Source organism: Pseudomonas sp. S3_A03, assembly GCF_054668275.1.
In genome coordinates, this window is sequence record NZ_CP162753.1 from 5477462 (window position 1) to 5494212 (window position 16751).

Sequence of the window (16751 nt, forward strand, 5' to 3'; positions counted from 1 at the left end):
CCTAGAGCGGGCGGCGGCGAAAAGTCCTACATGGAGCGCAAAGCTCAATGAATACGGGGGCGTGGCGTAGTGGCGCAGTTGAAAAGAGCGGTCTTTACTTGCTTTGTCGGCCCCCGCCGACGCCCTCAGGAGAAAACAGATGAGCATCATGCGGACAGCTCTACCCTTGGTTCTGCTAACCGGAGTATTGACAGGTTGCGCAGGTTTGCAAAAAACCGACTGGCCTACCTGTGCCGCTGTCGGCGGTGTGACCGGTGCGGCGATCGGCGCAACGGAAAGCTCAGCCTACGCGGGCTATGGCGCGCTGTTGATCGGCGGTATGGCCGGCGCCTATTGCTGGGTACATGGCGACGGCGATGAGGACGGCGACGGTGTGCCGGACAGCCGCGACAAATGCCCAGGTACGCCCAAAGGCGTACAGGTGGATGCCGATGGTTGCCCTCCTGCGCCCCCGGCGGCGGTGGTTGAGGACGTCGTGGCGGTCAAAGAAGAAACCATCGTGATTCGCGATGTGCACTTCCAGTTCGACTCGGCCAAGTTGACGGCGGCCGACAAAACCAAGCTCGACACCATCGCCACTCGTTTGAAACAGGAAGCGCCCAGCGCCCAACTGCGGGTCAGCGGGCATACCGACAGCGTCGGCGCAGAGGCCTATAACCAGAAACTATCGCAAAAGCGTGCGCATTCGGTCACGGAGTACCTGATCGGTGCCGGCGTGCCGCGCAGCAATTTTGTGTCGGTGACCGGCGCGGGTGAAAGCCATCCGGTGGCCGACAACAAAACCGCTGACGGCCGCGCACTGAACCGTCGCACGGAAATCCAGATCAACCGCTGATAACCCTTGCCCCCGTGGTTTCCACGGGGGCATTGTCGGCGATCCTCGTTGAAGCCTCCCTTTATTAACTTTTTTGATCCTTCACTGGCAAAGCGCCTGTAGAAGTCGTTACTGTGCGTCCAAAGAAAAATTCAAAAAATACTCAGGAGCCCCATGATGCGTAAGGTTTTCCTGCTGGCCCTGTTGGTCAGCCCCGTTGCCCTGGCTCAGAGCGTCAGCGTTGAAACCAACTCCTTGATGCGCCTGCCCAGCAGCACCGGTGTGTTGCAACTGGAGCGCCTGGAGGTGGCGGATTACGGCACATTGCTGATTCCGGCGACCATCAGCCAGGTCACTGTGGATCAACTGCATTTGGGGCGCGACGCCCGCATCACCATTGTGCCCGGCAATACTGCGTTGCAATTGCAGGTGGGGGCTGCGCAACTCGAGCATGGCAGCCAGATTACCTCGCGCGGCGCCCCCGGTACCCACGAGAAACCCGCCAAGGCCGGACGTGACCTGACCTTGCGGATCAATAAGCTGACGGCTGAAGAACTGTCGGTGGATGCCCGTGGTGGCAGCGGGGCCAAGGGCTATGCCGGGCTGGACGGCGCCAACGGCGAAGACCCAGGTTGCACCTGGGGCTCGGCCGGGCGCGGCTTCAATGGCGATAACGGCGGCGATGGCCTGCCGGGCGCGGCGGGGGCGCAAGTGCGTGTCGAGTTGCCGAAGGACTTCCCGGCACAACAGATCAAGGTCTGGGTGGACGGCGGTGCGGGCGGTTTGCCCGGCACGGCGGGTAAACCCGGCAAGGGCGGCGAATCCAAAGGCTGCCTGGTGTACCGCGCCGATGGTGGTGAGAAGGGGCGGCCAGGGTTGGAAGGGCAACCGGGGCCGGTGGGGCCTGCGGGTTCTGTGACGATCCAGAGGCTTTGATTCGGTTGCTCTGAGGCCATCGCGGGCGTGCCCCGCGATGGGTCCCTCTAACGCTGCTTCAGAACATCGGCCGAGCCGAAGCAATCGCCACCACGATCAAGCCCACACTCAAATTAATCCCCACCAACTTGCGGATCTGCCCCAGCGCAGTCGCGCCCGCCGGCCAATCCTGCGCCGCCACGGCTGCCTTCAGCTCCGGGAGCTTCAACGCCTGGATGCGGATAAACAACGCCGTCATCACCAGATACAACCCCATCATCACCTGTACATAGCGCGGCGCGGTTTCAAACCCGCTGAAGCGCAGGTGCAACAGGCCCACACCGCTGATCGGTAAAATCAGCACCGCAACCCACACCCATACGAAAAAACGTTGAAACACATTTACCCACAGCGTGAGGCGGGCAGGGCCTTCAAGTGCCGCCACAGCGGCGGGGCGCAGGATCATCCAGGCGAAAAACATACCGCCGACCCAGATCAGGGCGGCCAATACATGCAGGGTGTAAGCGAGGCTAAACGCGGTCATGGTGGTACTCCGTTCTGCGCGGGATTAATTAGCGGGGTATGATAGCGGCCGATCCGAACCACTGAAAATTTATCCAGCGTTTTTTGCGCCCGACTATTCATGATCAGCACTGAACTCAAAACCACGATCCAGGGCGCCTATTCGCGTTTTCTCGAAGCCAAAAGCTTGAAACCGCGCTATGGCCAACGCCTGATGATCGCCGAAGTGGCCAAGGTCCTCGGGGATATCGACACCGACGATGAAGGTCGCCGCGAAGGTGAGCCCGCGGTCGTGGCCGTCGAGGCCGGCACCGGTACAGGCAAGACCGTGGCCTATAGCCTGGCGGCGATTCCGACCGCCAAGGCCGCCGGCAAGCGCCTGGTGATCGCCACCGCCACCGTCGCCCTGCAGGAGCAGATCGTCTACAAAGACCTGCCCGACCTGATGCGCAACAGCGGCCTGAACTTTACCTTCGCCCTGGCCAAGGGGCGTGGCCGCTATATGTGCCTGTCCAAGCTCGACGTGTTGTTGCAGGAAGGCCACGCGCAAACCGCCACGGCGTCGCTGTTCGAAGAAGAAGGCTTCAAGATCGAGGTTGATGAAGTCAGCCAGAAGCTGTTTACCAGCATGATCGAGAAACTGGCCGGCAACAAATGGGACGGCGACCGCGACAGCTGGCCCACCGCCCTGGAAGACGCCGACTGGGCGCGCCTGACCACCGACCACAGCCAATGCACCAATCGCCATTGCCCCAACTTTGGCCAGTGCGCTTTCTACAAGGCCCGCGAGGGTATGGGCAAGGTCGACGTGATTGTCACCAACCACGACATGGTGCTGGCCGACCTGGCCCTGGGCGGCGGCGCCGTGCTGCCCGACCCGCGCGACACCCTCTACGTGTTCGACGAAGGCCATCACCTGCCGGACAAGGCCATCGGCCACTTTGCCCACTACACGCGCCTGCGCTCCACCGCCGACTGGCTGGAGTCCACCGCCAAGAACCTCACCAAGCTGCTGGCCCAGCACCCGCTGCCCGGCGATTTGGGCAAGCTGATCGAACAAGTGCCGGAGCTGGCGCGGGAGATCAAGACCCAACAGCAATTCATGTTCAGTGCCTGCGAACAGGTGGCCGACTTCAAGCCCGGCGAAGACGTGGAAGGCCGCGAGCGGCCGCGCCACCGTTTTGTCGGCGGGATGATCCCCGAGCACATGCGCGAAATGGGCATCGAGCTGAAGAAGGGTTTTTCACGCTTGACCGACCTGTTCACGCGCCTGACCGACCTGCTCAAGGAAGGCATGGATGGCGAAGTCAATATCGGTATCGCCAGCAACCAGGCCGAAGAATGGTACCCGCTGTTCGGCAGCCTGTTGTCCCGCGCCCAGGGTAACTGGGAGTTGTGGACCGCCTTTACCGTTGAAGACCCTGAAGACAACCCGCCCATGGCCCGTTGGCTGACCCTGTCGGAAAGCGGTGCGTTGTTTGATATCGAAGTCAACGCCAGCCCGATCCTCGCCGCCGAAATGCTGCGCCGCAACCTGTGGAACGTGGCTTACGGCTGCCTGGTGACTTCCGCCACGCTGACCGCCCTGGGCACCTTCGATCGCTTCCGCATGCGCGCCGGGTTGCCGAAAAAAGCCGTCACTGCGGTAGTGCCGAGCCCCTTCCACCACGCGGATGCCGGCGTGCTGCGGGTACCCGATCTCAAGGCCGACCCACGTGACGCAGCGGCGCACACCGCTGCGATCATCCGCGACCTGCCGGAGCTGGTGCAAGGTTCGCGCGGCACCCTGGTGCTGTTCTCCTCACGCAAACAAATGCAGGACGTGTTCGACGGCCTGGATCGCGACTGGCGCAAGCAGGTGTTTATCCAGGGCAACCTGTCCAAACAGGAAACCCTCAACAAACACAAGGCACGGGTAGATGGTGGCGACTCCAGCGTGCTGTTCGGCCTGGCGAGTTTTGCCGAGGGCGTGGACTTGCCCGGTGCCTACTGTGAACACGTGGTGATCGCCAAAATCCCGTTTTCGGTGCCGGATGATCCGGTCGAGGCGGCGTTGGCCGAATGGATCGAAGCGCGTGGCGGTAACCCGTTCATGGAAATCTCCGTGCCGGATGCCTCTCTGAAACTGGTGCAGGCCTGCGGGCGCTTGCTGCGTACCGAAGAAGACCGCGGCACTATCACCTTGCTCGACCGTCGCTTGGTCACTCAGCGCTACGGCAAAGCTATCCTTAATGCTTTGCCGCCCTTCAGGCGCGAAATTTCTTAAGCCACCGTGGGCGGTTTCGCCCACTTCGTGGTCTATCTCATGTCGTTCATCAGGCCGTTCATCGGCCCTTTGGGAGAACCTTGCTCGTATGATTCGCACGCTGCCCGCCCTTTTTGCCTTGTTGTTCGCGGCGCCCTTGATGGCCGCGCCCGCCGGGCAACAAACGCTGTTCAACTTCGTCCGGCCTGCCGATGTGGTCAAGGTGGCGACCCAGGACGCCAGCCTGCCGCAATACAACGCCGAACAAACCCCTGAAGGCGAGGTGCTTCGTCGTATCACGTTCAACCCTGCCGCCGAGCCGAGCCTGGTGCTCAGCCCGCAAAGCGGCGTGTGGGACTGGTCGCAGTCCGGTGCCATGAGCCTGCGGATCCAGAGTGCCATGGACTGGGCATTGACCCTCTACGTCAAGGTGCAGAGCAATGACGGCCGAACGTTGGTCAGTCGCATCGACCTGCCGGCCGGTCCGGCCCAGACCCTGCTGGTTCCGTTACAAGCCAACTCACCACTGAGCCAGGGCATGAAAGCCGGCCCGCCGATGCCGATCACCGTGGATGGCCAACGCGTGTTGCTGGCCGCCAGCGCCGGTGAAATCGACCGCAGCCAGGTGGTCTCGGTGACCTTGTCGATGCTCAAGCCCAACGCGGCCCAGAGCATTCTGTTGGAGCGCTTTGGCGTGCAGGACAGTGAGCCGGTGCTAAAGGCGGCCTACAGCGAATTGGTGGATGCTTACGGGCAATCTACCCGTGCGCGTTGGCCCGAGAAGGTCAGCAGCGACGAACAGCTCAAGGCCGCCGCAGCCAGGGAACACACCCAGCTCCAAGGTTGGCTGGCCGCGCGGGACAAATCCTCACTGGATCAATACGGTGGCTGGAGCAAGGGCCCGGCGTTCAAGGCCAGCGGGTTCTTCCGCACCGAAAAGCGCGACGGTCGCTGGTACCTGGTAACTCCGCTGGGCCATCCGTTTTATTCCCTGGGCGTCAATACCGTGGCCCCGGACAACAGCCAGACCTACGTAGCCGGCCGTGAGTGGATGTTTGCCGCATTGCCCAAGGCCGGTGAGCCGTTCGACAAGTATTACGGCAGCGGCGACAACCGCACCGGTAATGGTGCGGGCGAAGGGCGCAGTTTCGGTGCCGGCCGTTGGTACGACTTTTATGCGGCCAACCTGCAGCGCACCTATGGTGGCGAAGGCTTCGACCCGAAACGTTGGGTCAGCCATACCCTCGACCGTCTGCAAGCCTGGGGTTTCAACACCGTCGGCAATTGGAGCGACGATGCGCTGGCCGCCGCCGACCGCGTGCCCTACACCTTGCCGCTGTCGATCGTCGGCGACTACGCCAGCATCAGTACCGGCACCGATTGGTGGGGCGGCATGCCCGACCCGTTCGACCCGCGCTTCGCCATGGCCACCGAGCGCGCCGTGGCCATTGCCGCCCGCGATCATCGTGATGACCCGTGGCTGATCGGCTTCTTTGCCGATAACGAACTGGCCTGGGCCGGCCCCGGTGATGACCCCAAATCCCGTTACGCCTTGGCCTACGGTACGTTGCGCATGACCACCGACGTACCGGCCAAGCGTGCGTTTCTCAAGCAATTGCGCGACAAGTACCGCAACGAAGCGGGCTTGTCGAAAGCCTGGGGCATTCAGTTGGCGGGCTGGGAACTGATGGAAGATCCCGGTTTCGAGCCACCGATGCCTAGCCCTGAGCACCCGGAAATCGAAGCGGACTTCAAATACTTCCAGAAGACCTTCGCCGACGCTTACTTCAAGACCCTTTCCGATTCGCTCAAGTGGCATGCCCCCAATCAGCTGCTGCTGGGCGGTCGTTACGCGGTGAGCACCCCGGAAGCGGTTGCTTCCTGCGCACAGTATTGCGACGTGTTGAGCTTCAACATGTACACCCTCAAGCCACAGGACGGTTATGACTTCGCGGCGCTGCGCGCACTGGACAAGCCGGTGCTGATCACTGAGTTCAACTTTGGCTCGGCCGATCGTGGCCCGTTCTGGGGCGGCGTGACCCAACTGGCCAAGGAAGACGATCGCGGCGTGGCGTACGCCAACTTCCTCAAGCAGGCCATGGCCGAACCGTCGATTGTCGGTGTGCATTGGTTCCAGTACCTGGACCAGCCGGTGACCGGCCGTTTGCTTGACGGGGAAAACGGACACTTCGGCCTGGTGGGCATTACCGATGTGCCGTATCAGGGCTTTGTCGACAGCGTGCGCAAAAGCAACCTGGCGGCGGTCGATCAACTGGGTAGGCAAGCGCAGAAAACCCAGGCCGCCGACGTGGTTCGCGAAAGCGAGGGCGGCAAGCCGGGGCATGCAGGCCAAGGCGCGGGGCAGGGCGCCGGGCACGCCGGCGGGCATTCGGGAAATGGCCATTGATTGCGCGTTGACGGGTTCACAAAACCCACCAGGGCTGGAACAATGTCGGCCACTTTTCATGGTGTTTTTCGAGGGGGCTTAGGTGCAGGTTCAGGGTCATTACGAGCTCCAGTTCGAAGCGGTGCGTGAAGCGTTCGCCGCGTTGTTCGATGACCCGCAGGAGCGTGGCGCCGGGCTGTGTATTCAGGTCGGCGGTGAGACGGTCGTCGACCTGTGGGCCGGTACCGCTGACAAGGACGGCGCCGAGGCCTGGCACAGCGACACTATCGTCAATCTGTTCTCCTGCACCAAGACCTTCACCGCCGTCACGGCCCTGCAACTGGTGGCCGAGGGCAAACTGCAATTGGACGCGCCGGTGGCCCGGTATTGGCCGCAATTCGCCGCAGCCGGCAAAGAGGCCATCACCCTGCGCCAGTTACTCTGCCACCAGGCCGGGTTGCCGGCGATCCGCGAGATGCTGCCCGCCGAAGCCCTTTATGACTGGCAGTTGATGGTCGATACCCTGGCCGCCGAAGCGCCGTGGTGGACGCCGGGCCAGGGCCATGGCTACGAGGCCATCACCTACGGCTGGCTGGTCGGTGAATTGCTGCGCCGCGCTGACGGGTGTGGGCCGGGTGAGTCCATCGTGGCGCGGGTGGCACGCCCGCTGGGGCTGGACTTTCATGTGGGGCTGGCGGACGCAGAGTTTCATCGCGTAGCCCATATAGCGCGCAGCAAAGGCAACATGGGCGACGAAGCTGCGCAACGTTTACTGCAAGTAATGATGCGTGAGCCGACTGCAATGACGACGCGGGCATTTGCCAACCCACCGTCCATTCTGACCAGTACTAATAAGCCAGAATGGCGACGCATGCAGCAGCCGGCGGCAAATGGTCACGGTAATGCACGCAGCCTGGCCGGTTTTTATAGTGGTTTGTTAGACGGTAGTTTGCTTGAAGCCGACATGCTCGAAGAGTTGACCCGTGAACACAGTATCGGGCCGGACAAAACATTATTGACCAACACCCGTTTTGGCCTGGGCTGCATGTTGGACCAACCGCAGTTGCCCAATGCGACGTTCGGCCTTGGCCCGCGTGCTTTCGGGCATCCTGGCGCGGGTGGTTCGGTCGGGTTTGCCGACCCGGAGCATGATGTAGCCTTTGGTTTCGTAACTAATACATTGGGACCCTATGTACTTATGGACCCGCGCGCGCAGAAGTTGGTCGGAATATTGGCCGGTTGTCTGTAAACCCCTTGCTGTTTCACAATTTTTTGTTACAAAGGCAACTATAAGAAGGCGCTGAACGAAATTTTGTAACTTTAAAGTTCTGTAAGCGTCTGTTTAACGGGTCATCCAGACCCCCGTTTCTTTTCTCATTTTGTGGATATCTCATGTTATCGAACAAGTCCTTGGCACTGGCTCTTTGCCTCACCATTACCGGCTGCGCACAAACGCCACAAAATGATGCCGAAGGTGGGCATTGGTGGTCATTTGGATCTGATAAGGCCGTTACCAAGGACGCAGTCACCCAAACCGACGCCAAGCCGGATGCCAAGCCCGCCGCTGGCGCCAAGCCTGCCGCACCGGTAGCCGCCACCGCCGCTCCCGCTCCCGCCGTAGCGCCGGCCGCGAAAACCGACACCGGCTCCAGCTGGTGGCCGTTTGGTTCCAAAACCGCTGATGAAAAGGCCGCTGACGCCAAGGCTGACCTGAAGGCCGATCTGAAGGCCGCCGAGCCAGCCCCGTCCGTTGCCAAAAACGAGACTGAAACCCACTGGTGGTGGCCGTTCGAAAGCAAACCCAAGCCACTGGCCAAGGTCGATGTGACCAACGTGCCGATGCCTGACCCGAAAATCACCCAGGCCTGGCTGGATGACTATGAGCCGCGCCTGCGCGCCGCCATCAAGGACAGCAACCTGCAACTGGAACGTCGCGACAACGTGCTGGTGGTCATTGCTCCGGTAGACGGTTCCTACAACCCGAAGCGTCCTGCCATGCTGCTGCCGGTTACCCTCGGTCCGTTCACACGCGTGGCCAAGGCGGTTGAAGCCGACCCGAAAACCGCCGTTCTGGTTCTGGGCCACGTCGATGCCACTGGCACGGCGCCAGCCAGCCAGGCGTTGAGCAAGGAGCGCGCGCAATCCATCGCTTCGATTTTCAGCCTCAGCGGCCTGAAGCAGGATCGCCTGATGCTGCGTGGCATGGGGGACCTGATGCCGCGTGCCGCCAACGACAGCTCCCAGGGCCGTGCCCTGAACCGTCGCATGGAAATCATGTTCACTCAACGCAGCACCATGTTGGCGTTGCTGAGCAAGTACAACTCGGGCAAGACCCCGCCTGTGGCTGAAATGGTCGCGGTGCAGAACGTTCCCGCCCCGGCACCGGCTGCAAAAGCCCCGGCAAAAAAGGCCGCCGCCAGCAAGGCAACCACCAAGAAAGCCGCCGCCAAACCAGCCGCCAAGAAGGCCCCGGCCAAGCCAGCAGCGAAGAAACCCGCGCCGGCCAAAGCCAAGGCCGATGCACCGGCGAACGACCAGGCAAAAACTGATTTGCTGAACCAGAAGGATAAAGCCGCATGACTCAGGCACTGGCCGATATGCGCCGTGACTACACACGGGACGGTTTGAGCGAGGCCCAGGCCCCGAGCGAGCCGTTTGCGTTATTCCACCAGTGGTTTGCCGATGCGGTGAACACCGAGCAGCCGCCGGTGGAAGCCAACGCCATGACCCTGGCCACGGTCGACCAGGACGGTCGCCCGCACTGCCGTATCCTGTTGCTCAAAGGCCTGGATGCGCAGGGCTTTACCTTCTTCACCAACTATCAGAGCGCCAAGGGCCAACAGCTCGCGGCGCGGCCGTTTGCGGCCATGACCTTTTTCTGGCCGACCCTGGAGCGCCAGGTGCGTATCGAAGGGCGGGTGGTCAAGGTCACGCCCGAAGAGTCGGACGCGTATTATCAGGTCCGCCCACTGGGCAGCCGTCTGGGGGCCTGGGCGTCGCCGCAGAGCCAGGTCATTCGTGACCGTGAAGAACTGCAAGACTTGCTCAAGGCCACCGAACAGCGTTTCAGCGATACCCAGCCTGACTGCCCCGAGCATTGGGGTGGCTATCGCCTGTTGCCCGAGCGCATCGAGTTCTGGCAAGGCCGCGCCAGTCGCCTGCATGACCGCCTGAACTACCGCCTGCAAGGGGCCGACTGGACCCGCGAGCGCCTGGCGCCCTGAGCGGCACCTTTCGTCACCTCACCTGAATGATGCACATCACCCCGACGTCTCTATAACGAGGCATCGGGTGTGTAGTGCTGCGCGGCGTTTTTCAGCCAGCCCGGCAAGTCGCCGCGTTTGATTTTCAAGGTGCGAGCCTGCTCCAACTGTTGCAGCATGAAGGCCCGCTTGAGCGGATCATCGCCGGCCAGAGACAGTGCGAGGTCGCGGTCTACCCACCGTTTGATCCGCAGGTACAGCCAGCCATGGAAATACAGGCCGGCTAGAGTAGTGACTACAATGATGAAGTAATCCATGAACGTCCCTGTTGAGAAGAGTGCTACCGTTCGTCGAGGTTTTTGGTGCTGGCAGTCTGTACTAAGGCTGAATGAAAGCAATTTTCTGCCGCGCTTGCCGTGACAGGCGTCAAGCCGCAGCGTCTAATGAATACCTGTCCTTTGGAGTTGATGCTATGCGTAAGTCCGTTTTACTGGTTGCCTGCTTTACCACCCTGTCCTTGCTGTTGGGTGGCTGCGCCTCGAGTCTGACCGGCGACTCGTACTCCCGTGATGAAGCGCGTCGTGTACAGACTGTGCGCATGGGTACCATCGAATCCCTGCGTCCGGTGAAAATCGAAGGCACCAAGACCCCAATCGGCGGCGCGGCCGGTGCTGTCATTGGTGGCGTGGGCGGCAGCGCCATTGGCGGTGGCCGTGGCAGTATCGTCACTGCCGTGATCGGCGCCGTTGCCGGCGGCCTGCTGGGTTCGGCCACCGAAGAAGGCCTGACCCGCACACAAGGCGTGGAAATCACCGTTCGTGAAGACGACGGCAGCATGCGCGCCTACGTACAGGCCGTGCAGGAAAATGAAATCTTCCGCATTGGCGACCGCGTGCGCATCATGACCGTCGACGGCACCAGCCGCGTTACTCGCTGAACATCGGTTGTAGAAACACAAAGCCCCAACCGGGTGACCGGTTGGGGTTTTTGTTGAATGGCTTTTCGGAAGGTGTCAGGTAAACATTTCGATGTCATCCATTGCACTTCCAATGACACCGCTGAGCGCAGGGCATTTACGCATAGCTTGTTGCAGTGCCGGCATTACCTTGTCCATGTCCAATGTCCCAAATCGACGTGCAATGTGGCCTATGGCAACTATGGCAACTATGGCAGCTGACGCGATGTCTTCGTTGTCGTCACGCATATGTTGTAAGCAAACGCTTTGTGCCCAGGTACAATCGGTTTCGTTGAGGCCCACTGAAATTAGTGCTGTGGTGACTTTGCTTACGTCACCAGTGGCAAGATCAGTCACTGATTCATCGTGAGTCAAGTCAGGATCGTGATAGCGCATATTCATTTCAGGTCTCCTAGGACTCTTCCTTTGCGGTTAGTTTTTCCAGCCCTTATCAATGCGTTTTTCATATGTTGGTTAAGTGCGCTCCATGGTCGTACGTGGCCGTGAAAAGTGTCATCTGTTGACTTGTCAACAATCACAAACTCCTTCGTATGCGGGTCAATACCTATCTGGCGAGGCTCTCCAGGCTTGACCAACACTGAGTCGTTCAAAGCGTCCAGGCCGTTAGTGGGTTTTTTACTTTTAACCGAGTTGCCCTTCTTGCTGTGATAAGGCGCATCCTCATACTTCCAGCTCACAACGACATACAGGGGCCTGACACCGGAGTCCGCCGGGAAGACAAGAATGAAATCCCTGTAATCAGGCGGATAAATCGGGTCCACGATGATAGCGGCGGCTTTTTCGGTCGGCGGATACACCCATATGTGTGGTGTCGATGGCGCCGCTTCCAGTGCTGGTATTCCGAGTGTATCGGCGGTGTCTGCGGCGGGTGTCCAGATCAGCTCAATGCCATCCCCCAAGTGGGCGATGTACTGCGTGTCGGATACCTCAAACTGCACGACGTCGATCATCTCCCAGCCGGGATTTTTTCCGGTATAGAAGGCATACCCCTTGAGCGTGCCGTCGTCGCGTTGCTCGATATGCAGGCGTACCCGAGTGCGCGCCCTGGCCATGGAGCGCAATTCACGCACCCCACCTTGGGCAGTTCAGGCGGTGGCGATTCAACCTGAAAGTACGCGTCTTCGGCAATCTGACGGTCGATCGATTCTCGTTGAGCTTGTTGCCGGATTGCCGTCCAGGCCGCTGACTCAGCCTCAGTCATGGGTTCAAGTCGGCGATATCCGCCGGTACCCGTGCCGTAGGACCGCCAGACTTTAAATACGTCCTTGTTGTTTGCCATTTGCCCTCCTGGCGTGATGCTTAACGAAATCCGGCGTAGAAGCCGGGTGCTGACGTTAGAGCAAGCCGAGGAGGGTGGGTGTAGGAAGGAACTGCTAAAGAGGGAGGAATCGGATGAATCAGGAGCCGGCTTGCCGGCTCCTGCAAACGGTCAGGCTTTTTTGCGACTCGCCATCGCCGTTACCGCATAACCCATACAGGCCGCCAGTATCGACCCGGTCAGGATGCCCATTCGATCCTCGCCGGCAAACTCGCTGGCGCCCGGTACGAACGCCAGGGAGCCGACGAACAGGCTCATGGTGAAGCCGATGCCGCACAGGATCGCCACGCCGAACACCTGGCCCCAGCTGGCGCCGCTGGGCAATGCCGCGAGGCCGGTCTTGATGGCCAGCCAGGTCAGGCCGAATACGCCGATGGTCTTGCCGATCAGCAGGCCGGCGGCGATGCCCATGGGGACGTGATGGGTGAAACTATCGAGGCTGACGCCGGTGAGGGATACGCCGGCATTGGCAAACGCGAACAGCGGCAGGATGGCATAGGCCACCCACGGATGCAGGGCGTGTTCGAGCGTCAGCAGCGGTGAGGTCTCGGCGTTTTTGGTGCGCATCGGAATGCAGAACGCGAGCGTCACGCCGGCCAGTGTGGCGTGGACGCCACTCTTGAGTACACACACCCACAGGATCAGGCCGATGATCAGGTAGGGGCCGAGCTTGATCACACCGAGGCGGTTCATCGCGATCAACGCCACCAGGCAGGCGCCCGCACCCGCCAGGGCCGCGCCGGACAGATCGGCGGAATAAAACACCGCGATAACGATGATCGCACCAAGGTCATCGATGATGGCGAGGGTCATCAGGAACAGTTTCAGCGACACGGGTACACGCTTGCCCAGCAGCGCCAGCACGCCCAATGCAAAGGCAATGTCGGTGGCCATCGGGATCGCCCAGCCCGAGAGCGCGGCGGGATAGTCTTTGTTGATGGCCCAGTAGATCAGCGCCGGCACCACCATACCGCCGATGGCGGCAGCGCCAGGCAGGACAACCTGGGATGGTTTGGACAGGTGGCCATCGAGCAGTTCGCGCTTGACCTCCAGGCCGATCAGCAGGAAGAACAGCGCCATCAGGCCATCGTTGATCCACAGCAGGGCCGGCTTGGCGATTTTCAGCGCGCCAATCTGCGCCACCACCGGTACATCCAGAAACGCGGCGTACAGGTGTGACAACGGTGAGTTGTTGACGATCAGCGCGAGAGCGGCGGCGGCGATCAATAACAGACCGCTGGCGGCTTCCAGCTGGAAGAAACGGGTGAACGTGCTACGCAGAGCCAAGGGATGCTCTCCAATCCGGATTCAATAGGTGGGTACCCTAACCCGTACCGTTAGTTGTTAAAACAAAAGTTATATTCTTATTTGTTATAAAAATGGACAGATTTGGCGTTGCGCCTTGGCCCGGCAATTGTGTGACCAATTGAGTCGTTACTGTATCGGTATGCGGTGTTGGAAACATCTTAAAATTCTGATTGAAAATCCTTAGAGATCCCCCTTATGAGCGACCACCGTCCCTGGGCCCGCGAAGCCATTCGCATCATTGAAGCCGACTTCCAGCGCAGCGCCGATACACACCTCATCCCCTTGCCGCTGCCGGGTTTGCCTGGCATCGAGTTGTATTTCAAGGACGAGTCGAGCCACCCCACCGGCAGCCTGAAACACCGGTTGGCCCGCTCGCTGTTCCTGTACGCGCTGTGCAATGGCTGGCTCAAGCCGGGAGCGCCCGTGATCGAAGCGTCCAGCGGTTCTACCGCGATTTCCGAAGCGTATTTCGCACGGCTGCTCGGCCTGCCATTTATTGCCGTCATGCCTGCCACCACGTCCCAGGAAAAGATCGCACAGATTGCTTTCTATGGCGGCAAGAGCCATCTGGTACAGGATCCGACGCAGATCTACGCCGAATCCGAACGCTTGGCGCAGGAAAGTGGTGGTCACTTCATGGACCAGTTCACCTACGCCGAACGCGCCACCGACTGGCGCGCTAACAACAACATCGCTGAGTCGATCTTCCAGCAGCTGCGTTTTGAACGGCATCCCGAGCCGAGCTGGCTGATTTCCAGCCCCGGCACGGGCGGCACCACGGCCACCCTCGGTCGATACGTGCGTTATCGCCAGCATTGCACGCGCGTGTTGTGCGCCGATGCCGAGCGGTCGGTATTTTTTGATTACTACCAGACGGGTGATGCCAGCCTGCGCCTGGACTGTGGTTCACGGATCGAAGGCATTGGCCGGCCACGGGTCGAGGCGTCGTTTTTGCCGAAGGTGATCGATGCAATGGTCAAGGTGCCGGATGCGTTGTCATTGGCGGCCATGCATTACCTGGCCGAGCGGTTGGGGCGCCGGGTCGGTGGTTCCAGCGGGACCAACCTGATCGGCGCGTTGATGGCGGCGCAGCAGATGAAAGCCGCCGGCGAGTCGGGCTCGATCGTGGCGATCTTGTGTGATGGCGGCGAGCGGTATGCCACTACCTATTACGATCAGGCGTGGTTGGCGGCGCAGGGGTATGCGCTGCCAGGGTTGATCGCGGCCGTTGCGGCCAGCGTGGAGCGGGGCGAGCCATTGCCGGATAGCATCCTGCGCGCGAATATCTGAAAACAACGCAAAACCAAATGTGGGAGGCTTGCTCCCACATTCAACATGCGGCGTTTCTCACGCCTCGATACCCAACATATCCCGCGCCAGCGCCTCGGCAATCCGGATCCCGTCGACACCCGCCGAGAGAATCCCACCGGCATAGCCGGCACCTTCACCGGCCGGGAACAGGCCTTTCACGTTCAGGCTTTGCATCGATTCGTTACGGGTAATCCGCAGCGGCGAGGAGGTGCGCGTTTCGATGCCCGTCAATACTGCATCGTGCAGGGAGTAGCCCTTGATCTGTTTCTCGAACGCCGGCAGTGCTTCTCGGATCGCCTCAATGGCGAACTCCGGCAGCGCCAGGGCCAGGTCGCCCAACGAAACGCCCGGTTTGTAGGACGGTTCCACGCTGCCAAGGGCCGTGGATGGCTTGCCCGCGATGAAGTCACCCACCAGCTGTGCCGGGGCCTCGTAGTTGCTGCCGCCGAGGATATAAGCGTGGGACTCCAGGCGTTCCTGCAATTCGATACCTGCCAACGGGCCACCTGGGTAGTCCACTTCAGGTGTGATGCCGACCACGATGCCCGAGTTGGCGTTGCGCTCGTTACGCGAGTATTGGCTCATGCCGTTGGTCACGACGCGGTTCGGCTCGGAGGTGGCGGCTACCACGGTGCCGCCCGGGCACATGCAGAAGCTGTAGACCGAGCGGCCGTTCTTGGCGTGGTGTACCAGCTTGTAGTCGGCGGCGCCCAGTTTCGGGTGCCCGGCGTATTTACCCAGGCGTGCCGCGTCGATCAGCGACTGCGGGTGCTCGATACGGAAGCCCACCGAGAACGGCTTGGCCTCCATGTACACGCCACGGCTGTGCAGCATGCGGAACGTGTCGCGGGCGCTGTGGCCCAAGGCGAGGATCACGTGCCTGGACAGGAGTTGTTCGCCGCTGTCCAACACCACGCCATTCAACTGGCCATCATCGATCAGCACGTCGGTAACCCGCTGCTCGAAGCGCACTTCGCCACCCAGGGCGATGATCTGCTGGCGCATGTTCTCCACTACGCCGGTCAGGCGGAACGTACCGATATGCGGCTTGCTGACGTAGAGGATCTCTTCCGGCGCACCGGCCTTGACGAACTCGTGCAGCACTTTGCGGCCGTGGAATTTCGGGTCTTTGATCTGGCTGTAGAGCTTGCCGTCGGAGAAGGTGCCGGCGCCGCCTTCACCAAACTGTACGTTGGACTCAGGGTTGAGCACACTTTTGCGCCACAGGCCCCAGGTGTCCTTGGTGCGCTGGCGCACTTCCTTGCCGCGTTCGAGGATGATCGGCTTGAAGCCCATTTGCGCCAGCAGCAGCCCGGCGAAGATCCCGCAGGGGCCAAAACCCACCACGATCGGCCGCTCGACCAGACCTTCCGGCGCCTGGCCCACCACTTTGTAGCTGATGTCCGGGGCCGGGTTGACGTTACGGTCATCGGCAAACTTGAGCAGCAGGGCGGCTTCACCCTTTACGTTCAGGTCGATGGTGTAGATGAAGCACAGCTCCGAGGTTTTCTTGCGGGCGTCGTAGCTGCGCTTGAACAGGGTGAAATCGAGCAAGTCATCACTGGCGATGCCCAGGCGCTGCACAATGGCGGGCCGCAGGTCTTCTTCGGGATGGTCGATGGGCAGCTTGAGTTCGGTGATTCGTAACATGACGGGATCCGGTAGGCGGCGGGCTTCGATGCCGGCTGTTTTAGCAAACCGGCGATTATAAGCCCCAATGGCCGGTTTCCGTCATGTTAAAACAGCGCAGGGC

14 protein-coding genes and 1 pseudogene are annotated in these 16751 nt (G+C 60.9%); 9 read left to right on the forward strand and 6 right to left on the reverse strand.

Annotated features, from left to right (window positions below; translation table 11 throughout):
* Nucleotides 1-139 precede the first annotated feature (139 nt).
* Both AB4O25_RS25215 and AB4O25_RS25220 read left to right on the forward strand, forming a co-directional pair.
* Entirely contained in the window at nucleotides 140-835 is a 696-nt protein-coding gene (locus tag AB4O25_RS25215) for an OmpA family protein (RefSeq protein WP_017529658.1), read from the forward strand.
* Nucleotides 836-991: 156 nt separating this feature from the next.
* On the forward strand, nucleotides 992-1750 hold the full coding sequence (locus AB4O25_RS25220; protein ID WP_026067409.1) for a collagen-like domain-containing protein: 759 nt from the start codon (nucleotides 992-994) through the stop codon (nucleotides 1748-1750).
* A 58-nt stretch (nucleotides 1751-1808) separates the two neighbouring features.
* Here AB4O25_RS25220 and AB4O25_RS25225 read toward each other — a convergent pair whose 3' ends face one another.
* Nucleotides 1809-2273: a CopD family protein gene (locus tag AB4O25_RS25225; RefSeq protein ID WP_017529656.1), complete on the reverse strand. Its 465-nt coding sequence runs from the start codon at nucleotides 2271-2273 to the stop codon at nucleotides 1809-1811.
* Between the two features lie 99 nt (nucleotides 2274-2372).
* Between AB4O25_RS25225 and dinG the strand changes: the two genes are divergently transcribed.
* The 5 genes from dinG (at nucleotide 2373) to pdxH (ending at nucleotide 10106) form a co-directional block, all read left to right on the forward strand.
* Entirely contained in the window at nucleotides 2373-4517 is a 2145-nt protein-coding gene (gene dinG / locus AB4O25_RS25230; RefSeq protein WP_017529655.1) for an ATP-dependent DNA helicase DinG, read from the forward strand.
* 88 nt (nucleotides 4518-4605) lie between these two features.
* Nucleotides 4606-6903: a beta-galactosidase gene (locus tag AB4O25_RS25235; RefSeq protein ID WP_017529654.1), complete on the forward strand. Its 2298-nt coding sequence runs from the start codon at nucleotides 4606-4608 to the stop codon at nucleotides 6901-6903.
* Nucleotides 6904-6985: 82 nt separating this feature from the next.
* The gene (locus AB4O25_RS25240) at nucleotides 6986-8131 is read left to right on the forward strand and encodes an EstA family serine hydrolase (RefSeq protein WP_017529653.1); all 1146 of its coding nucleotides are present in this window, start codon (nucleotides 6986-6988) and stop codon (nucleotides 8129-8131) included.
* A 143-nt stretch (nucleotides 8132-8274) separates the two neighbouring features.
* Nucleotides 8275-9462 carry an OmpA family protein gene (locus AB4O25_RS25245; RefSeq protein ID WP_460150119.1) on the forward strand — a complete coding sequence of 396 codons (1188 nt, stop codon included), beginning with the start codon at nucleotides 8275-8277 and terminating at the stop codon, nucleotides 9460-9462.
* Nucleotides 9459-10106, forward strand: coding sequence for a pyridoxamine 5'-phosphate oxidase (gene pdxH / locus AB4O25_RS25250; RefSeq protein WP_116078319.1), 648 nt, complete (start codon nucleotides 9459-9461; stop codon nucleotides 10104-10106). Before AB4O25_RS25245 ends, pdxH begins: the two co-directional genes overlap by 4 nt.
* Before the next feature lie 50 nt (nucleotides 10107-10156).
* Here the strand turns inward: pdxH and AB4O25_RS25255 are convergent, their stop codons facing one another.
* A complete protein-coding gene (locus tag AB4O25_RS25255) occupies nucleotides 10157-10402 on the reverse strand; it encodes a hypothetical protein (protein WP_065877142.1) in 246 nt (81 codons plus the stop codon).
* Between the two features lie 155 nt (nucleotides 10403-10557).
* Here AB4O25_RS25255 and AB4O25_RS25260 point away from each other — a divergent pair, with 155 nt between their 5' ends.
* Nucleotides 10558-11022, forward strand: a complete 465-nt coding sequence (locus tag AB4O25_RS25260; protein WP_003189251.1) for an outer membrane lipoprotein — start codon at nucleotides 10558-10560, stop codon at nucleotides 11020-11022.
* A 75-nt stretch (nucleotides 11023-11097) separates the two neighbouring features.
* Here AB4O25_RS25260 and AB4O25_RS25265 read toward each other — a convergent pair whose 3' ends face one another.
* The 3 genes and pseudogenes from AB4O25_RS25265 to nhaA all read right to left on the reverse strand — a co-directional run bounded on the left by AB4O25_RS25265 (nucleotide 11098) and on the right by nhaA (nucleotide 13666).
* The gene (locus tag AB4O25_RS25265) at nucleotides 11098-11442 is read right to left on the reverse strand and encodes a hypothetical protein (RefSeq protein ID WP_460150120.1); all 345 of its coding nucleotides are present in this window, start codon (nucleotides 11440-11442) and stop codon (nucleotides 11098-11100) included.
* A 290-nt stretch (nucleotides 11443-11732) separates the two neighbouring features.
* Nucleotides 11733-12125: pseudogene (locus AB4O25_RS25270) on the reverse strand (S-type pyocin domain-containing protein); the annotation flags it as partial.
* A gap of 365 nt (nucleotides 12126-12490) precedes the next feature.
* Nucleotides 12491-13666 carry a Na+/H+ antiporter NhaA gene (nhaA, locus tag AB4O25_RS25275; RefSeq protein WP_017529649.1) on the reverse strand — a complete coding sequence of 392 codons (1176 nt, stop codon included), beginning with the start codon at nucleotides 13664-13666 and terminating at the stop codon, nucleotides 12491-12493.
* Nucleotides 13667-13882: 216 nt separating this feature from the next.
* Between nhaA and AB4O25_RS25280 the strand changes: the two genes are divergently transcribed.
* On the forward strand, nucleotides 13883-14977 hold the full coding sequence (locus tag AB4O25_RS25280; protein ID WP_065877140.1) for a PLP-dependent cysteine synthase family protein: 1095 nt from the start codon (nucleotides 13883-13885) through the stop codon (nucleotides 14975-14977).
* 57 nt (nucleotides 14978-15034) lie between these two features.
* Here AB4O25_RS25280 and AB4O25_RS25285 read toward each other — a convergent pair whose 3' ends face one another.
* The gene (locus AB4O25_RS25285; protein ID WP_017529647.1) at nucleotides 15035-16648 is read right to left on the reverse strand and encodes an NAD(P)/FAD-dependent oxidoreductase; all 1614 of its coding nucleotides are present in this window, start codon (nucleotides 16646-16648) and stop codon (nucleotides 15035-15037) included.
* Between the last annotated feature and the right edge of the window lie 103 nt (nucleotides 16649-16751).